Below are 17,031 nucleotides of genomic sequence, written 5' to 3' on the forward strand. Positions count from 1 at the left end.
CCAACTACGCGTGTTGAATGGAAGTGTCCATGCCAAGACTCTTCTCCCGTTCCCGGGCGGGAGTCCGTGAGTTCACCACGGGTTCGTCCATGTCACCCGTGCGCCTGATGTGACGGGTCATCAGCCGAGCGCCGGACCCGCCGCCCGCGGCGAACGTTGTTTCGGGTCGTGGAGAGCGCCTTGCGCGTCTTGACGGCCCCCCGAGGGCTGCGCGACATTGAAGCCCGGCATCCGGCGCTTCGGGGGGCAAAGTCGCCAATGCAGACCATCCGTGCGAAGACAGATGCATCCGGCGCACCAGACGGCGCCGAGCGGGCGGAGTCCGGTCCGGGGAGGGACCTGAGGCTCGCCCTCGCGGGCGCCGCGACAGCCGTCGGCGGGCTCGGCGCCCTGCTCGCGCTCATCGAGTCCGACTCGCCGCTGCGCGGTCCGTTCACGCTGTTCTTCCTGCTGGCGGCGCCGGCCGCGGCCATCGCCGCCGCGCTCGACGGAGTGGATCCGCTCGGCCGCGCCATCGTGGCGCTGGCGGGCGCCATCGCCGTCGACATGCTGGTGGCCCAGGCGCTGCTGGCCCTGCGCCTGTGGTCGGTGCGGGGCGGCATCGTGACCGTGACCGCCCTCAGCGCCCTCACTCTCCTGCTGGTTCTGGTACGGCGCCTCGGTGGCCGTACCGCGAGAAGACAGGGCCCCTGACGTGGACATCAGTGTGTACCGCCCCGGCGAGCTGACCGCCGCCGACCGGGCGGCCTGGACGGCGATGCAGGCGAAGGCTCATCTGCACGGGTCGCCCGAGCTGGCGAACCCGTTCCTGTCCCCGGAGTTCACCCTGGCCGTGGGCCGGTGCAGACGCGGCGTACGGATCGCGGTGGCCCGCGAGGAGGGCGAGCCCGCCGCGTTCCTGCCCTTCCGGAGAACCGCCGCAGGGGTCGGCCGGGCCATCGGGCTCGGCGTCTCGGACGCGCAAGGTGTGGTGCACCGCCCCGGATTCACCTGGGACGCCCGGGAACTGCTGCGGGCCTGCGGGCTCGCCGTATGGGAGTTCGACCATCTGGTGGAGGGCCAGCGGCCGTTCGCGGCGCACGCCTCCGGCACCTTCCCGTCCCCGGTCATCGATGTCGCCCAGGGGTTCGAGGCATATCTGGCGCAGTTGCGCGACCGGTCGCCGAAGTTCACCAGAACCACCCTCGCCAAGGACCGCAAGCTGGGCCGTGACACCGGCGAGGTCGTGTACGTCCACGACGAGCGGGACCCCGCCGCGCTGCGCACGCTGATGGAGTGGAAGTCCGCGCAGTACCGCAGGACCGGGCGCAGCGACCGCTTCGCGCACGAGTGGATCACGCGGCTGGTGGAGCAGCTGTTCCACACCCGCTCCGAGCGGTTCGCCGGGGTCCTGTCGGTGCTGTACGCGGGCGGCAGACCGATCGCCGCCCACTTCGGGCTGCGCACGGAACGGGTGCTCGCCTGCTGGTTCCCGGCGTACGACCCGGCGTACTCGAAATACTCCCCCGGGCTGGTGCTGCATCTGCGCATGGCGGAGGCTGCCGCCGCCGACGGAATCGCCTATCTCGATCTCGGGCGGGGCCAGAAGGAATACAAGGATTCCTTGAAGACGCGGGAAATTCTCGTGTCCGAAGGGTGGGTGACGCGACGTCATCCTGTCGCGTTCGGGCATCGAGCCCGGCGCGCGCCGGTGCGCGCACTGCGCAATGTCGTGGTGACGCGACCGGAACTGTTCGAGCCGGCGGACAGACTGCTGAAGCACATGGGCAAGATCCGGTCAGCTCGACAGTAACGGCCATACCGACTGAAAGGTGAGACCAAGTCGCAGGTCTTGCCATAAGGAGTGGTACGTCAATACCGTCATACATCTCATCCGCACCGGAATGCCATCACAGCGGACCCAGGGGAGGGCTCAGGGGCCGTGATGGTGTGCCGGGGCGGCGCGCGGTGGGGGGTGCCGTGTTCGGTCACACGTGAGCTGTGACCGAGCCGTCCGCGCAACCGGCTGCCTTCAGGGCGCTGGTGAGCTGTGCCAGTACAAACCCCCCTTTCGCACCGGACAAAAAGCCGGGCCGCCCGGGGGTGGGCGGTCCACCGGACGAGAGGGAAATCGACTCATGAGCTCTGTTCTGGGCTCGGCGACAACCGACCAGAATCCGTCGACGGCCGGCGCCTTCCGGCCGATATCCACGCACCTGGCGATCACACCGCCGGTGAGCGTGGTGATTCCCGCCATGAACGAGGCGGAGAATCTCCCGTACGTCTTCAAGACCCTTCCGGACTGGATCCACGAAGTGGTTCTGGTGGACGGCAATTCCACCGACAACACCGTCGAGGTCGCCCGGGAGCTGTGGCCGGACGTGAAGGTCGTCGAACAGCGCGGAAAGGGCAAGGGTGACGCGCTGATCACCGGGTTCGCCGCATGCACCGGCGACATCGTCGTGATGGTCGACGCGGACGGCTCGGCCGACGGCAACGAGATCGTCAGCTATGTCTCCGCGCTGGTCTCCGGCGCGGACTTCGCCAAAGGGTCCCGGTTCGCCAACGGCGGCGGCACCGACGACATGACCTTCATCCGCAAGATGGGCAACCGCACGCTGTGCGCGGTCGTCAACCGCAAGTTCGGCGCCCGCTACACCGACCTGTGCTACGGCTACAACGCCTTCTGGCGGCACTGCCTGGACAAGATCGACCTCGACTGCACGGGCTTCGAGGTCGAGACGCTGATGAACATCCGCGTGGTCAAGGCCGGGCTGAAGGTCCAGGAGATCCCCAGCCACGAGTATCTCCGCATCCACGGCACCAGCAACCTCAGCGCGGTGCGCGACGGGCTGCGGGTGCTGCGGGTGATCCTGCGGGAGCGGTCCAACCGGCGGGCGCTGCGCCGCCGCAACCACCCCTCGCCGGTGCTCGGCACGGTCCGGGGAGAGGTCTCTTGAGCGATCCCGACATCTCCGTCGTGATCTGCGCTTACACCGAGGACCGCTGGGAGGACATCCTCGCGGCGGTCGCCTCGGTGCGGGCGCAGTCCCGGCCGGCCCTGGAGACGCTCCTGGTCGTGGACCACAACGAGGCGCTCCTGGACCGCCTCACCCGGGAGTACGAGGAGTGCGGGGAAGGCGCTGTCGTGCGGGTGCTCGCCAACGCGGGCCCCCGCGGCCTGTCCGCGGGCCGCAACACCGGCATCGCCGCCGCGCACGGCGACGTGATCGCCTTCCTCGACGACGACGCCGTCGCCGAACGCGACTGGCTGCGCCACTTCGCGGCGTCGTACGCCGATCCGCGCGTGATGGCGGTCGGCGGCCGTACGGAGCCCGTCTGGGCGTCCGGGCGCCGGCCCGACTGGTTCCCCAAGGAGTTCGACTGGGTGGTCGGCTGCACCTATCGGGGCCTGCCGCGTGGCCTGGTCCGGGTCCGCAACGTGCTGGGCGGCAACGCGTCGTTCCGCCGCACGGCGTTCGACGCGGCGGGCGGCTTCGCCACGGGCATCGGACGGGACGGCGACCGGCGTCCGCTGGGCTGCGAGGAGACGGAGCTGTGCATCCGCCTCACCCGCGCCCTGCCCGAGGCGGTCCTGCTGATCGACGACCGAGCGGTGATCCACCACCGGGTGCCGCCGGGACGCGAGCGGTTCGGCTACTTCCGCACCCGGGCATACGCCGAGGGCCTGTCGAAGGCGCTGGTCGCCCGGAGCGTGGGGGCGCAGAAGGGGCTGGAGTCCGAACGCCGGTACGCGGCCCGGGTGCTGCCGGCCGGGGTGGCGCGCGGTCTGCGCGACGCGGTGCTGGCCCGTCCGGGCGGTGCGGGCAGAGCCGGGGCGATCGTCGCGGGCGTGTGCGCGGCGGCCGGCGGCTACGTCGTGGGCAGCGTGCGGGCGCGCAGGAACGGCACGGCGTTCCCGACGGCGCCGATCGGAGGCAGCAGACGTGTCTGACAACCGCGTTCCGATACTCATGTACCACGCGGTCGCGTCCGAGCCGAACGACGCGACCCGCGCCCTGTCGGTCACCCCGGAGGCCTTCGCGCGGCAGATGGAGGTCATCGGCGACCTGGGACTCACCCCGGTCACCACGGCCGACCTCGCGGGGCGCTGGCGCTCCGGGCGTCCGCTGCCGCGGCGCCCGGTCCTGGTCACCTTCGACGACGGCTACGAGGGGGTCCACGGCCACGCCCTGCCGGTGCTCACCAAGCACGGCTTCCCGGCCACCCTGTTCGTCTCCACCGGCTGGATCAAGGGCGCCCACGACACCGGGGGCGGCCTGGACCGCATGCTCGACTGGGACCAGGTGCGCGAACTGGCCGGGTCCGGCGTCGAGATCGGCGGTCACAGCCACAGCCACCCGCAGCTCGACCAGCTCGGCGACGCAGCCCTGCGCATCGAGCTGAGCCGCTGCCGGGACGTGGTCGCCGGTGAACTGGGCGCCCGGCCCGTGTCATTCGCCTACCCCTACGGCTACTCCAGCCGCCGGGTCCGCCAGGAGGTGCGGGCCGCGGGCTTCGGTCAGGCGCTCGCCGTCGGCAACGACCTCGCCCGCCCCGCCCAGGGGCCGTACGCCCTGCGCCGGGTCACCGTGCGCCGCAGCACCGGGATCGAGGAGTTCGAGCGGCTCGTCGAGGGCCGCGCGCTCATCCGCACCTTTGCCAGGGACCGCGCCCTCACCAAGGGGTACGCGATGGTCCGCAGAGCACGTCAGGTTCGCCGGAAGGCCACCCGTACCCGTGTCTGACACGACCACCACAGCACAGGCCGAACCGACCCGGAAGGAGATCACCGGGGAGCCCCGGCGCAGGCTGGGACTGCCGGGGCTCGGCCGGTCGCCGGGCGGTGGCCAGCTGCTGCGCAACGCCTACGCGCTGATGCTGAACACCGGCATCAGCGCCGTGCTCGGCCTCGGCTACTGGCTGCTCGCCGCCCGCCACTACTCCGAGGCGGCGGTCGGCCAGGGCTCCGCGGCGATCGCCGCGATGAAGCTCCTCGCGGGGCTCACCGCGGTGACGCTCACCGGTGCCCTGGCCCGGTTCATACCGGTCGCCGGCCGGGGCACCGGGCGGCTGATCCTGCGGACGTACGCGGGCAGTTCGCTCGTGGTGGCGCTGGCCACGGGCGTCTTCCTGCTGACACTGGACGCGTGGGGACCGTCGTACCGCTTCCTGCACGCGCCACTGGCCGCCGCCGGTTTCGTGGTGGCCGTCGTCGCCTGGAACCTGCTCACCCTCCAGGACGGTGTGCTCACCGGGCTGCGCAACGCGCTGTGGGTGCCGGTCGGGAACACCGTGTTCTCGGCGGTGAAGCTGGGGCTGCTGCTCGCGTTCGCGGTGGCGATCCCGACGACCGGGGTCTTCGTCTCCTGGGTCGCGGCGATCGCCACGTCGGTGCTGCCGCTGGGCTGGCTGGTGTTCCGGCGTCTGGTGCCCCGGCACGTGGCGGAAACCGGGGAGCACGCACGGCCGCCGACGCTGAGGGAGGCCGGGCGGTTCCTCGCGGGGGACTGCACCGGGTCGTTGTTCTCGCTCGCCGTGGTCTATCTGGTGCCGGTGATCGTGGCCGCGCAGGTCGGCGCCGAGGACAACGCGTACTTCTACATCACCGCCACCATCGGCGGCACGGTGAACCTGCTCGCCATCAACATGGGCGCCTCGCTGACCGTCGAGGGCTCGCACGAGCCGGGCAGGCTCGCCTCCGACACCCGGGCCGCGCTGCGGCGGATGGCCCGGATCATGCTGCCGGTCGCGGCCGTGCTGTTCTTCGGCGCGCCCTGGATCCTCGGCGTGTTCGGCTCGGGTTACGCGGACGCGGCGACGCCGCTGCTGCGCTGGTTCGCGGCCGGGGCGGTGCTGCGCGTCGTCATGGAGACGTACTTCGCGGTGCTGCGCGCCCGGAGCCGTACCGCGGAACTGGCTTGGCTGCAGGGCCTGTTGTGCGCGCTGGTGCTCGGCCTGACGCTGGTGCTGCTGCCGCGGATGGGGCTGGCCGGGGCGGGCGTCGCCGAGATCGCCAGCCTCTCGGTGATCGTGGCGATCGCGGCACCCAGGCTGTACCGCACCCTCCGGGGCGCCGCGTCCGACGTCCCGCCGGGTGCGGCACCCGACGGGGACCTCGCCGACCTGGGGACGCGCGAGGTCCCGGCGGCGTCCGGCCCGGCGCGCAGGCGCGGACCGGCCTGGGCGCTCGACAGCGACACCCTCGCGCTCGGCCTCCCGGTCGACTTCGACCATCAGGAACGGCGGCCGGACGTGCGGCCGGGACCGGGCACGCCGCCCACGGGGGTGCCGGTGTCGGCGGCGGAGAAGCCGGAGCCCGTGCCGGACGGGGCGGCGCGGGAGCCGCGCCCGCGGGTCCCCCGGCGGCAGCGGCTGATGCCCACCCGCCTCGGTGCGGTCCTCGGCTTCGTGCTGGTCGCCGCGCTGCTGCTCTACTGGGTCCCGGCGTCCCGCCTCGGCGAGTCGGACCTGGACCGCATGAACGGGCTGGGCCTGGTCTCCGTGCTGCCCGTCCCGACGCTGATCGGCGCCGCACTCCTGGTCGCGGTGTTCGCCGCACTCCTCGGGCCCGCGGTCGAGCACCGCACGCTGGTGCTGGTCACGCTGCTGGCGACGGTCGTGTCGCTGCACGCGCTGCCCGCCGTGATCGAGACCGAGCCCCGGTTCGCCACGGCCTGGCAACACCTGGGCTTCCTCGACCACATCGACCGCACCGGCACGGCGGTACCGGACCTGGACGCGCGCTGGAGCTGGCCCGGCTTCTTCGCGGTGGCCGCCTTCGTCGCCCAGGCGTGTGGGGTCGGCGACTTCACCGAGGTCATCCGCTGGTGGCCGCTGACCGTCCAACTGCTCTACCTGGCACCGCTGTTCCTGCTGACACGCGCGCTCCGGGCGAGCTGGCGCGCCCGGTGGGCCGGCGTCTGGATCTTCGCGCTGAGCGGCTGGGTCGGTCAGGACTACTTCTCCCCGCAGGGCTTCACCTATCTGCTGTACCTCGTCCTGGTGGCCGTCCTGCTGGTCTGGTTCCGCGCCCCGCGTGTGATCTGGACGAGGTTCCGCCCCGGCGAGGCGGAGGTGGAGCCGGCCGGCCGGCGGCAGCGGGCGGCGTTGCTGCTCGTCGTGATCGCGCTGTTCGCGGCCACCGTCCCGGCCCACCAGCTCACGCCGTTCGTGATGCTGGGCGTGCTCACCGTCCTCGTCCTGATCGGCGGAATCGAACTGCGCGGGCTGCCCCTGCTGTTCGGGGTGATGGTCGTGGCCTGGATCGGTTTCATGGCCGAGCCCTACTGGTCGGGGCACTTCGACGAGCTGTTCGGCGGGGTGGGGGGCGTCGGCGGCAATGTGTCGTCGTCGGTGTCCGGGCGGATCGAGGGCGGCGATTCGATCCACAAGCTCGTGCTGTACGCGCGCGTGGCGCTCGCCGGGGGTGTGCTGGCCCTCGCCTGCCTCGGCTGGTGGCGGCGGCGCGCGCACAAGTACCGTGAGCGGTCGCTGCTGGTGCTGACCTTCGTGCCGTTCCTCGGCTTCGGCATGCAGTCGTACGGCGGCGAGATGGCGCTGCGTGTCTTCCTGTTCGCGCTGCCCGGCGCCGCCCTGCTGGCGGGCCTCGCGCTCTTCCCGCGCGCGGACGTCAGCGCCGCGCGCGGGGACGGGAACCGGGCGCGCCTCGCCCCACTGGCCGCGCTGCTGGCGGGGCTGGTGCTGATGGGCGGGTTCCTGGTGGCGCGCTGGGGGAACGAGCCGTTCGAACGGGTGCGGCCGGGCGAGGTCGCCGCCATGGAGTTCGTGTACGCGCACGACGACCCGAGCGTGCGGCTGCTGTGGCTCAGCGACGACCCGATTCAGACCGTGACACCCGCGATGCCGTGGGGCGCGCGGGACATGGAGAAGGTGCGGTACCTGCCGACGCAGGCGCCGGCCGACCCGGCGCTGGTGGCGGGTCTGGTCAAGGCGCTGAAGGACGCCGGTCCGCACTCGTATCTGATGGTCAACAGCGGTCAGCTCACCTCTCTGCGCATGGACGCCGGCTACCCGCGGTCCTGGGGGTCCCGGCTGATCCGGAACCTGGACGGGCGGCCGGAGCTGCGGAGGGTCTTCGCCGGCGCGGACGCCGCGGTCTACGCCCTCGCCCGGCAGCCGGCCGGCCCCGTCCCCGAGGCCGGCCCCGGCCCGCCGGGGCCGCTGGTGACCTGGACGCCCTGGTCCGTGGTGGGGGCCCTCGCGGCCGTCGCGCTGATCGTGCTGCTGTCGGCACGGGAGGTGGTCCGGGTGGCGGCGCGGCCGGGGGTGCGGCAACTGCGGTGGCTCCAGGGCAGCTTCTGGTTCTCGCTGCCGCTGCTGGCGGTGGTGTGCGCGGCGCTCGTGCAGCGGTTCCTGACGATGCGGTGACGCGCTACCGCTTCACCCACTTCACCTCCTGGGCCCGCAGGGCGAGGCGCTTGCCGTCGACCTCGGCGCCGATCGCCCGGTCACGGGTGTTGACGACGAGGAGCGTCCTGCCGGTGGCGAGGACGCGGACGCCGGCCGGGGCGGCCACGCTCTCGTACGCCGTCCCGGGCGGGAACTCGGTGCCGAAGCGGGCGAGCAGGTCGTACATGGGCAGCGTGCCGCCCCCGTCCCCGGTGCCGGTAGGTGACCACAGACAGCCGGGGCAGCCGGGGCCGGTCTCCTCCTGCGGGTTCCAGTAGAAGCCGGAGGACGCGCCGCCCCGGACCATGGCGATCATGGCGGCGGCCTGGACAGCGCGACGGTGGGGCTCGGACCAGCCGTGCCGGTCGTCGTTGCCGTCGGCGGGCTCGACGTAGTACTCGGCCCACCACAGGGGCAGCCCGCCGCCGGTCTGCCGACGCACCCACCGGCCGACGTCCGTGAACTTCTCCGTCGCGGCGAACTCGTCCGGCAGCAGCTCGTCGTCCTTGGTGTAGCTGGAGCCGTCCACGACGACGAAGTCGGCGCCCGCCTTGTGCTCGTTCCAGTAGGCGAAGGCGTCGAGGACCCGCTGGTCCAGTGCGCCCCAGGGGCCCTTGAGTGTGGTGGAGGCGATCTCCGCCCGTGGGTCGACGCTGTCCATCACCAGGTAGGGCCCGCCCACCCTGATGTCCTGGTCGACGGCTTTCAGCGCCTTGTGAACCAGGTTGTAGAGCTCGGTGTAGCCCTCGTGGTCCCAGCGCTGCTCGGCGTCGTTCCAGAAACCCTTGAACTCGTTCCAGACGATGAAGTGGCGTACGTCGGGATAGCGCCGGGCGACCGTCGCCGCGAGCGCGGCGAAGTCGGCGTAGTGCTCGGGCCGCGGGGCGGTCTCCAGGGCCTCCTGGCTCCAGTCCGTGTTGCCGGCTCCGGCCTCCCCGCCCTTCATCCAGTCCGGGGCGCAGCACAGCGTGATCACCGGCGTGCCGCCGGAGGCGCGGACGAAGTCGACCCGGCGGTCGAGGGCGGCGAAGTCGTAACGGCCCTTCACCGGCTCGGGGTTGTCGGCGCCCCAGCCCATGATGTGCTGGTTCTGCGGCAGCCCGGACCGTCGGAGGCTGCCGCTGATCCGCGCCACCGCCGCGGCCGCGCCCTCGTCGGCGCTGAACTGGGTGTGGGTGAAGCCCCAGCCGACGTCGGGTCGCGGCTCGCCGGGCGGGGTGACGGGCGTGCCGTGCGCCTTGTCGCCGTCGGGCGAGGTGCCGGCGGTGCTCGTCGCCCGGTCGCCGGGGAGGGTGCTGACCAGGGTCACCACCAGCGCCACGACGGCCGCCGACACGCCGAGCAGCGCGGTGAGCCGCCACCGCCGTGCCCCCGTGTGCCACTCATGACGTGCCATCGGGGGCAACAGTATCCGCGGGGGCGGGGGTCGGGGCAGATGTCGCACATGTACGACCCGGGACGCGGACGTACCGGGGCACGGGTGGAGGAGGGGCGCGGTGCCGACACTCCACGCGCACCTCGGAAAGCGGGTGCACGGGGCGCCCGTGTGCCCGATCATGGCGGCATGTCTGCGAACCCACACGACGCTCTGCCGATCCGGCTCCACGTCGACGACAGCGACTCGCCGTCCGACGTCGTCGACGCGCTGTTCCTCGGCCGCTTCGCGACGGGCGAGCAGCCGTACTCGCACGCGGTGAACATCGACCGGGTCCGCTCCGGGGCGACGCTGCTGCCGCCGGGCGCGCGCGTGCTGCGCGTGGCCCGCGACGACGACCGCAGCGCCACGCTCGCGGAGGGCGACGGCTGGACGCTGCTGGTCTCCCGCTGGAACCGGGGCGCGGACGTCACGGTGACCGCGACCAGCGCCGACCTGGCCAAGAAGGTCCTCGACCAGGCGACGGACGGCGCGGCGGACGAACCCGAGCCGCAGCCGGAGAACGTGACGATGGGCTTCTGGTACGTCTCCCCCAGGCGCGGCCCGCACCGCACGACCCGGCAGATCTCGGCGGGCACCTGGGAGGAGGTGCGCCCCAACTACACCGCGCCGGTCGCGGACGCCATGGACCGGCTGATGAAGACGACGCCGGAGGACATCGCGGGCCGGCTGCTGCTGCTGCACGGCCCGCCGGGCACCGGCAAGACGTCGGCGCTGCGCACGCTGGCCCGCTCGTGGCGGGACTGGTGCCAGGTGGACTGCGTCCTGGACCCGGAGCGGCTGTTCAGCGACGTCGGCTACCTGATGGACATCGCGATCGGCGAGGAGGACGCGGCGGGCAAGGGCCGCTGGCGGCTGCTGCTGCTGGAGGACTGCGACGAACTGATCCGCGGCGAGGCCAAGCACACGGCGGGGCAGGCGCTGTCGCGGCTGCTGAACCTGACGGACGGACTGCTGGGCCAGGGCCGCAACGTGCTGGTCGGGGTCACGACCAACGAGGACCTGGAACGGCTGCACCCCGCCGTCGTCCGCCCCGGCCGCTGTCTGGCCCGGATCGAGGTGGGGCCGCTGACCCGGCGGGAGGCGGTCACCTGGCTGGGCACCGAGGAGGGGGTCGGCCGGGAGGGGGCGACGCTGGCGGAGCTGTACGCGCTGCGCCGGGGCACGTCCCCGACGGCGCTGCCGGAGCCGCGGGGCGGGTCGGAGGCGGGGCTGTACCTGTAGGGGCTCGCCCGCGGTGCTTTGATGGACGTATGACCCTGTTCGTCGGCACGTCGGGGTGGCAGTACAAGGACTGGCGGGGGCTGCTGTACCCGCAGGGCTGCCCCCTGCGGCTGTGGCTGGAGGAGTACGCCGAGGGGTTCGCCACGGTCGAGATCAACAACGCGTTCTACCGGCTGCCGACGCGGGAGAACTTCGCGGCATGGCGGGACCGGGTGCCGCCGGACTTCGTGGTGGCGGTCAAGGCCAGCCGCTATCTGACGCACATCAAGCGCCTGAAGGACCCCGAGGAGCCGGTACGGCGCCTGATGACCCACGCGTCCGGGCTCGCCGGGCGCCTCGGCCCGGTCCTGCTGCAGCTCCCGCCGAACCTGCGCGCGGATCCCGGGCTGCTGGACGCCTGCCTGGCCTGTTTCCCCTCCGGGACGCGGATCGCGGTCGAACCCCGGCACGACTCCTGGTGGACGCCGGAGGTGGAGGAGGTGCTGCGCTCGCGCGGGGCGGCACTGTGCTGGGCCGACGTCCGCTCCCGGCCCGCGACACCGCTCTGGCGCACCACCGGGTGGGGCTACGTCCGCTTCCACCAGGGCCGCGCCCAGCCCTGGCCCCACTACGGCAGGCAGGCCCTGCGGACCTGGCTCCACCGCATCACGGCCGCGTTCCCCGACGACCGCGACGTGTACGTGTACTTCAACAACGACCCGGGCGGGGCGGCGGTGGAGGACGCGATGACGTTCGCGGAGCTGGCGAGGCGCACGGGGTGGAGGGTCACGCGCACGCCGGAGCACCTGCACAGTCCTGCTTGACCGTATTGGCTCAACCTTGACCTTATTGGCTCACCCCGCTCCGTAAGCCGCCCGCAGGGCGTCCCGCGCAGCCGCCAGCGCATCCGCCTCCGAGAGCCCCAGCCGCCGCGCCCGCTCGGCATAGGCCTGCGCGGCCCCCGCCGCCTCCCGCTGCGCCGCCGGCCCCGCCGCGGCGACGAACGTCCCGTTGCGCCCCCGCGTCTCGATCACTCCGTCCGTCTCCAGCGCGCGGTACGCCTTCGCCACCGTGTTCGCGGCCAGCCCCAGCGTCTCGGCCAGCCCCCGGACCGTCGGCAGCCGGTACCCCACCGGCAGCGCTCCCGAGCGTGCCTGCGCGGAGATCTGCGCCCGCACCTGCTCGTACGGCGCCTCCGCGGCGCTCTCGTCAATGTGGATCTTCAAGGTCACGGCCCGATTCTCCCGTACCCGCCGGAAAATGGGAGGCATCCGTCCCGTCCCCCCGCGTAGCGTGCGCCCCCATGACAGTGATCGTGCGCGACCTCCGCCCCGATGTCCGGACCGACGTCGAGGCGTTCGCCCGTGTGCGCCGGCTGGCTCTGCCTTTCATGCTGGCCACGCCGGAGTCCGTCGTCCACCATCTGACCCGGACCCACCCCGACGCCCGCTTCCGTTCCCTCGTCGCGGAGGAGGACGGCGAGGTGGTCGGGACCGCACAGGTGAGCCTGGCGCACGACAGCCCGGAGCCCGGTCAGGGCTCCCTGAACGTCTACGTCCACCCGGAGCGGACACGGCGCGGCGCCGGGTCGCTGCTGGTCCGGGCGGCCGAGGAACACCTGGTGGCCCACGGGGCGACCAAGCTCTACTCCTGGGTCCTTGACGAGCCCGCCAACCGCGCCTTCGCCGAAGGCCACGGCTACGGCGCGAGCCGCTCGGCGCACTTCCTCCGCCTGGACCTGGCGCACCGCGCCCTGCCACCGCTCCAGGACCCGCCACCCGGAGTCGAGGTGCGCACGGCCGCCGACTACGCCGACGACCCGCGTCCGATGTTCGCACTGGACGCGGAGACGACATCCGACGAACCCAGCGACATCGAAACGGAGTTCACCGACTACGAGGCCTGGATCGAGGAGACCTGGAAGCACCCACTCCTCGACCTCGGCCTCACCTCGGTCGTGGTCGTCGACGGCCGCCCGGCCGCCTTCAGCGTCGCCTATACGGACGGCACCCTCCCCCACTCTCGAACGCGCTCGAGCGGGGGGACCCCCATCAGCACCGCCATGACGGGGACGGCCCGCGCCTTCCGCGGCCGGGGCCTGGCCAAGCTCGCCAAGAACGCCTGCCTGCACCGTGCCCGCGCCGCCGGGTACACGGAGGCGTTCACGGGCAACGACGCCGGTAACGGCCCGATGCTCGCCATCAACAAGTGGTTCGGGTACGAGATCTGCGCGACGGAGGTGCGCCATGTCCGCGAACTCGTCTGAGCCGGGCCGCCGGGTGGACGTCGTCCTGCTCAAGGCGGGCCGGACCAAGATCCGCTACCCGGCGGAGCTGCTCCAGGACGACGGCACCCGGATCGTGGTCCGCGCCCCCTTCGCGGGCACCGGCGTACGCGACTTCGGCTTCGTGCGCTTCGAGCCCGGGGACGTCTTCACCGAGTACTACTGGCGGGACCGCTGGTACGCGGTGATGGAGGTCCGCGGCCCGTCCGGCGTACTCAAGGGCTGGTACTGCGACATCGCCCGCCCGGCGGTGCTGTCCGGCACGGAACTGGTCGTCGAGGACCTCGACCTGGACCTGTGGCGCTCGGCCGACGGCAGGGACGTACGCCGCCTGGACGAGGACGAGTTCGCCCAGAGCGGGCTCACCGCGACGGACCCGGAGGCGGCCGCCGCGGCCGTGGCGGCTCTGGACGCGCTGGAGGAACTGGCACGCGGCGACGGCTTCGAGGCGCTGCTCGCCGGCTGAACGTCACGCCTGGGCGACGACCGCGTACCGCTCGTCGTCCACGGCCCTCCCCCACAGCGCCGCGTCCCCCGACAGCCGCTCCACCCGCACCGACCCGGCGACCGGCCCGAGCAGCTCGCACAGCCGGCCGGCGGCGACGCCCACGGGCGTCACCGTCCCCCAGACACCCTCGACCAGCACCAGCCGCCCTCCCGGCCGCAGCAACCCCCGCCAGTGCCGCAACGCCCCGCCCGGATCCGGCAGCGCCCACAGCACGTGCCGCACGAGCACGACGTCGAATCGCCGCTGCCCCACCGGTGGTGCCGCCGCGTCACCGACCACGAACACGGCGTCACGCCCAGCGGACTTGGCGCGGGCCAGTTCCACCATGGCTGGGGAGAGATCGACTCCGGTGACGCGGTGTCCCTGCTCGGCCGCGAGGAGCGACAGGCTGCCGGTGCCGCAGCCGAGGTCGAGGATGTCGCCGGGGGCGCCGGGCAGCCAGGAGCGCAGCCGGCGCGCCCAGGCGTCCCGCACGCCGGGATCACGCAGCCCGTGATCCGGCTCGTCGTCGAAGGTGGCGGCCCGCGCGTCCCAGTCCACGCCGCCCGCCGAGGCCGGCCCGCCCTTGTGGTCCGCGCCCCGATCCGCACTGTGGTCCGTCATGGCACTCAGGGTGACAGCAGCCACTGACAGTCGAATCGTGACGGCCGCCACAGACATACCGGCAGCGATGAGGAACTCTCCCCGAAATGGGTCTACCTCCGTGAGAACACGGAACCCGGTAGGCACTGAAGGAGGCAGCCATGCGCCGAGTCACAGTGCACAAGCCCCCGCGGAAGACGGACTCCCGAAGACTCCGCGAGGAGACCGACGAGCCCACCTACGAACGCCGGCCCGAGGTGCGCAAGGACATCGCACGCACCTGGTGGCCGGCCGGCTGATTCATGACCGGGCGCACGGCGCCCGCCGACGGCACCTACCTCAGCGCAGTCTGAGCGGTCCCTTAAAGGGACCATAAGGATCTCCCTCCACCGCCCTCAGCAGGCGATTTCGCGGTCTCTTCGGGCTAGCTTCTGAACGCCCCCCACGGGATCCCTTCCGGGACCACCCCCCCGGGATCCGCCCCCAGTGACCGCACGAGGAGTTCCCCCATGCCCGCACGCCGCAAGGCCGCCGCCGTCGCCGCCGTCGGCATCGCCCCGCTCGCCCTGACCGCGCTGTCCACCGCGCCCGCGTCCGCGCACGGCTCGATGGGCGACCCGGTCAGCCGCGTCTCCCAGTGCTACGCGGAGGGACCGGAGAGTCCGAGGTCGGACGCGTGCAAGGCGGCGGTCGCGGCGGGCGGCACCCAGGCCCTGTACGACTGGAACGGCGTCCGCATCGGCAACGCGGCCGGGCAGCACGAGGCGCTCATCCCGGACGGCAAGCTGTGCAGCGCGAACAACGAGGCGTTCAAGGGCCTCGACCTGGCCCGCGCCGACTGGCCCGCGACGTCCGTGAGCAGCGGGTCGTACACCTTCAAGTACCGCGTGACCGCTCCGCACAAGGGCACCTTCAAGGTCTATGTCACCAAGCCCGGTTTCGACCCCGCCAAGGCGCTCGGCTGGGGCGACCTGGATCTGGCGAACCCGGTGGCCACGGTCACCGACCCGGCCGCGTCGGGTGGCTTCTACACCTTCTCCGGCAGCCTCCCGGAGCGCTCCGGCAAGCACGTCCTGTACGCGGTCTGGCAGCGTTCGGACAGCCCGGAGGCCTTCTACTCCTGCTCGGACGTCACCTTCGGCGGCGGCAACGGCGGCGACACCGACGCCGGTGCCGGTGCCGGTGCCGGTGCCGGCGACAACGGCGAGGGTGGCCAGAGCGGCGGCGACGGCTCCGCGGCGCCCGCCCCCAGCGCCTCCGCGCCCACCGACGAGCAGATCGAGGCGGGCACCGAGCACTCCACCGTGGAGAACCACGGCCACGGCGACGACGACCCCGCCACCTCCGCGGAGCCGGCCGCCGAGGACGCCGCCCCGGAGGCCCCCACGGCCAACCAGCCCAAGGCGGCCGCCGCCGGGACTTCCGAGAACCTCGCCGAGACCGGCGGCGACAGCGGCACCACGTACATCGCCGTCGGCGGCGCGGCCGCGCTCGCGCTGGGCTCCGCGGCCCTGTTCGCGTCGGTCCGCCGGCGGGCGGCGAGCGGCGGGCGGCACGGCCGCTGATCCCGTGCGCCGGGGCCTGACCGGCGGCTCAGGCCGGTCAGGCCCCGGCGCCGCGGGGCGGGCGGTCAGCTGAACACGGAGGCGCAGGTGGTCGGCTTGGCCCGCGCCGGGTCCAGGGCGTTGGCCACCTCGTGGAAGGCGATCCGGTCGAACAGCCCGATCGCCAGGTGCTCGGAGAGGTCGACCGGGCACAGGTCCTGGAGCAGTACGTTGCGTACGTCCGGCCCGTTCAGGAACTGGCTGCGGTACGGCGTGACCACCTGGTCGTACTTGGTGGCGATGACCGTGTACCGCACGCCGGGCACGGTGTCGCCGCCCGCGTTGAGCTTGGTGAGGAAGGCGGAGCCGGCGATCTGGTCGGCGAGGGCCGGGGTGGCGGTGGAGAGCAGGTCCTCGGCGCCGGGGAAGTAGGGCAGCAGCTGGGTGAGGCCGGACAGGGTCGTGCCGTGGTTGTCGGGGGCGATGCCGACGAGGGCGTTCACCTCGGCCGCTCCGCCGAGGAACTTGAGGTAGTGGCGGGGCATCATGCCGCCCTGCGAGTGCCCGACGAGGTCGGCCTCGGCGGCGCCGGTCGCGGCGAGCACCTTGTCGACGAACGCGTCGAGCTGTTCGGCCGACTTCTCGATGGGGCCGAGGCCGTGGAAGAACGGGACGCCGGGCAGCCGGCCGTAGTCGAGGGAGAAGACGCAGTAGCCGCGGTTCGTCAGGTACGGGGCGAGTCCCAGCCAGTTGTCGACGGAGTTGCCGAACGTGCCGTGGACCAGGACGACGGGGCGGGGGTGGGCGGCGGAGGGCTTGCAGGAGTAGTCGTTCCACCCCCGGCTGGGAGCGGCGGTGGTGGCGCCCGCGGTGGTGGCCGCGCTGGCGGTGGTGGCGGCGGGGAGGGTGGCGACCGCGGCGGTCAGCAGCAGCGCGACCACGGGTCTGAGCACTCGTTTCCAGGGCAGCATCGGGTGATCTCCTTGCGGCTCAAGGGAGGTGCGATGGCCTTACGCCCTGTGATCCGGATCACGAGGATGCTGTTCACCCGTCAAGTTACGGGTGAGTAGTTCAAGGGGGAAGT

Annotated in this window: 16 protein-coding genes; 12 read left to right on the top strand and 4 right to left on the bottom strand. The window is 72.7% G+C overall.

The window, feature by feature from the left end; genetic code table 11:
* Positions 1–258 precede the first annotated feature (258 nt).
* The 6 genes from ACIHCM_RS20355 (at position 259) to ACIHCM_RS20380 (ending at position 8,370) form a co-directional block, all read left to right on the top strand.
* Positions 259–693, top strand: coding sequence for a hypothetical protein (locus ACIHCM_RS20355; protein WP_399897690.1), 435 nt, complete (start codon positions 259–261; stop codon positions 691–693).
* A 1-nt stretch (position 694) separates the two neighbouring features.
* The gene (locus ACIHCM_RS20360; RefSeq protein ID WP_399897692.1) at positions 695–1,792 is read left to right on the top strand and encodes a GNAT family N-acetyltransferase; all 1,098 of its coding nucleotides are present in this window, start codon (positions 695–697) and stop codon (positions 1,790–1,792) included.
* 325 nt (positions 1,793–2,117) lie between these two features.
* On the top strand, positions 2,118–2,939 hold the full coding sequence (locus tag ACIHCM_RS20365; RefSeq protein ID WP_399897694.1) for a glycosyltransferase family 2 protein: 822 nt from the start codon (positions 2,118–2,120) through the stop codon (positions 2,937–2,939).
* Positions 2,936–3,934, top strand: coding sequence for a glycosyltransferase family 2 protein (locus ACIHCM_RS20370; RefSeq protein WP_399897697.1), 999 nt, complete (start codon positions 2,936–2,938; stop codon positions 3,932–3,934). Before ACIHCM_RS20365 ends, ACIHCM_RS20370 begins: the two co-directional genes overlap by 4 nt.
* Entirely contained in the window at positions 3,927–4,727 is an 801-nt protein-coding gene (locus tag ACIHCM_RS20375) for a polysaccharide deacetylase family protein (protein WP_399897700.1), read from the top strand. Before ACIHCM_RS20370 ends, ACIHCM_RS20375 begins: the two co-directional genes overlap by 8 nt.
* The gene (locus ACIHCM_RS20380) at positions 4,720–8,370 is read left to right on the top strand and encodes a lipopolysaccharide biosynthesis protein (RefSeq protein WP_399897703.1); all 3,651 of its coding nucleotides are present in this window, start codon (positions 4,720–4,722) and stop codon (positions 8,368–8,370) included. The genes ACIHCM_RS20375 and ACIHCM_RS20380 overlap by 8 nt, the downstream gene beginning before the upstream one ends.
* Positions 8,371–8,374: 4 nt before the next feature.
* Here the strand turns inward: ACIHCM_RS20380 and ACIHCM_RS20385 are convergent, their stop codons facing one another.
* Positions 8,375–9,787 carry a xylan 1,4-beta-xylosidase gene (locus tag ACIHCM_RS20385; protein ID WP_399897706.1) on the bottom strand — a complete coding sequence of 471 codons (1,413 nt, stop codon included), beginning with the start codon at positions 9,785–9,787 and terminating at the stop codon, positions 8,375–8,377.
* A gap of 168 nt (positions 9,788–9,955) precedes the next feature.
* On the opposite strand from ACIHCM_RS20385, the gene ACIHCM_RS20390 reads away from it, so the two are divergent.
* Positions 9,956–11,050: a DUF5925 domain-containing protein gene (locus ACIHCM_RS20390; protein ID WP_399897709.1), complete on the top strand. Its 1,095-nt coding sequence runs from the start codon at positions 9,956–9,958 to the stop codon at positions 11,048–11,050.
* A 29-nt stretch (positions 11,051–11,079) separates the two neighbouring features.
* Positions 11,080–11,853: a DUF72 domain-containing protein gene (locus ACIHCM_RS20395; RefSeq protein WP_399897712.1), complete on the top strand. Its 774-nt coding sequence runs from the start codon at positions 11,080–11,082 to the stop codon at positions 11,851–11,853.
* 30 nt (positions 11,854–11,883) lie between these two features.
* Here ACIHCM_RS20395 and ACIHCM_RS20400 read toward each other — a convergent pair whose 3' ends face one another.
* On the bottom strand, positions 11,884–12,261 hold the full coding sequence (locus ACIHCM_RS20400) for a GntR family transcriptional regulator (RefSeq protein ID WP_399897715.1): 378 nt from the start codon (positions 12,259–12,261) through the stop codon (positions 11,884–11,886).
* Positions 12,262–12,332: 71 nt separating this feature from the next.
* Here ACIHCM_RS20400 and ACIHCM_RS20405 point away from each other — a divergent pair, with 71 nt between their 5' ends.
* Positions 12,333–13,295 (top strand): GNAT family N-acetyltransferase, encoded by a 963-nt coding sequence (locus ACIHCM_RS20405; RefSeq protein ID WP_399897718.1) that lies wholly within the window; start codon positions 12,333–12,335, stop codon positions 13,293–13,295.
* The gene (locus ACIHCM_RS20410; RefSeq protein ID WP_399897721.1) at positions 13,276–13,779 is read left to right on the top strand and encodes a DUF402 domain-containing protein; all 504 of its coding nucleotides are present in this window, start codon (positions 13,276–13,278) and stop codon (positions 13,777–13,779) included. The genes ACIHCM_RS20405 and ACIHCM_RS20410 overlap by 20 nt, the downstream gene beginning before the upstream one ends.
* Before the next feature lie 3 nt (positions 13,780–13,782).
* On the opposite strand, the gene ACIHCM_RS20415 is transcribed toward ACIHCM_RS20410, so the two are convergent.
* Complete coding sequence (locus ACIHCM_RS20415; RefSeq protein WP_399897724.1) at positions 13,783–14,424, bottom strand: class I SAM-dependent methyltransferase; 642 nt, start codon at positions 14,422–14,424, stop codon at positions 13,783–13,785.
* 140 nt (positions 14,425–14,564) lie between these two features.
* Between ACIHCM_RS20415 and ACIHCM_RS20420 the strand changes: the two genes are divergently transcribed.
* Both ACIHCM_RS20420 and ACIHCM_RS20425 read left to right on the top strand, forming a co-directional pair.
* A complete protein-coding gene (locus ACIHCM_RS20420) occupies positions 14,565–14,702 on the top strand; it encodes a hypothetical protein (protein WP_399897727.1) in 138 nt (45 codons plus the stop codon).
* A gap of 210 nt (positions 14,703–14,912) precedes the next feature.
* Positions 14,913–15,968: a lytic polysaccharide monooxygenase gene (locus ACIHCM_RS20425; protein WP_399897730.1), complete on the top strand. Its 1,056-nt coding sequence runs from the start codon at positions 14,913–14,915 to the stop codon at positions 15,966–15,968.
* Positions 15,969–16,033: 65 nt separating this feature from the next.
* Here ACIHCM_RS20425 and ACIHCM_RS20430 read toward each other — a convergent pair whose 3' ends face one another.
* On the bottom strand, positions 16,034–16,918 hold the full coding sequence (locus ACIHCM_RS20430) for an esterase/lipase family protein (protein ID WP_399897733.1): 885 nt from the start codon (positions 16,916–16,918) through the stop codon (positions 16,034–16,036).
* Positions 16,919–17,031: the final 113 nt, after the last annotated feature.

The organism is Streptomyces sp. NPDC052023 (assembly GCF_044548465.1).
Taxonomy (GTDB): domain Bacteria; phylum Actinomycetota; class Actinomycetes; order Streptomycetales; family Streptomycetaceae; genus Streptomyces.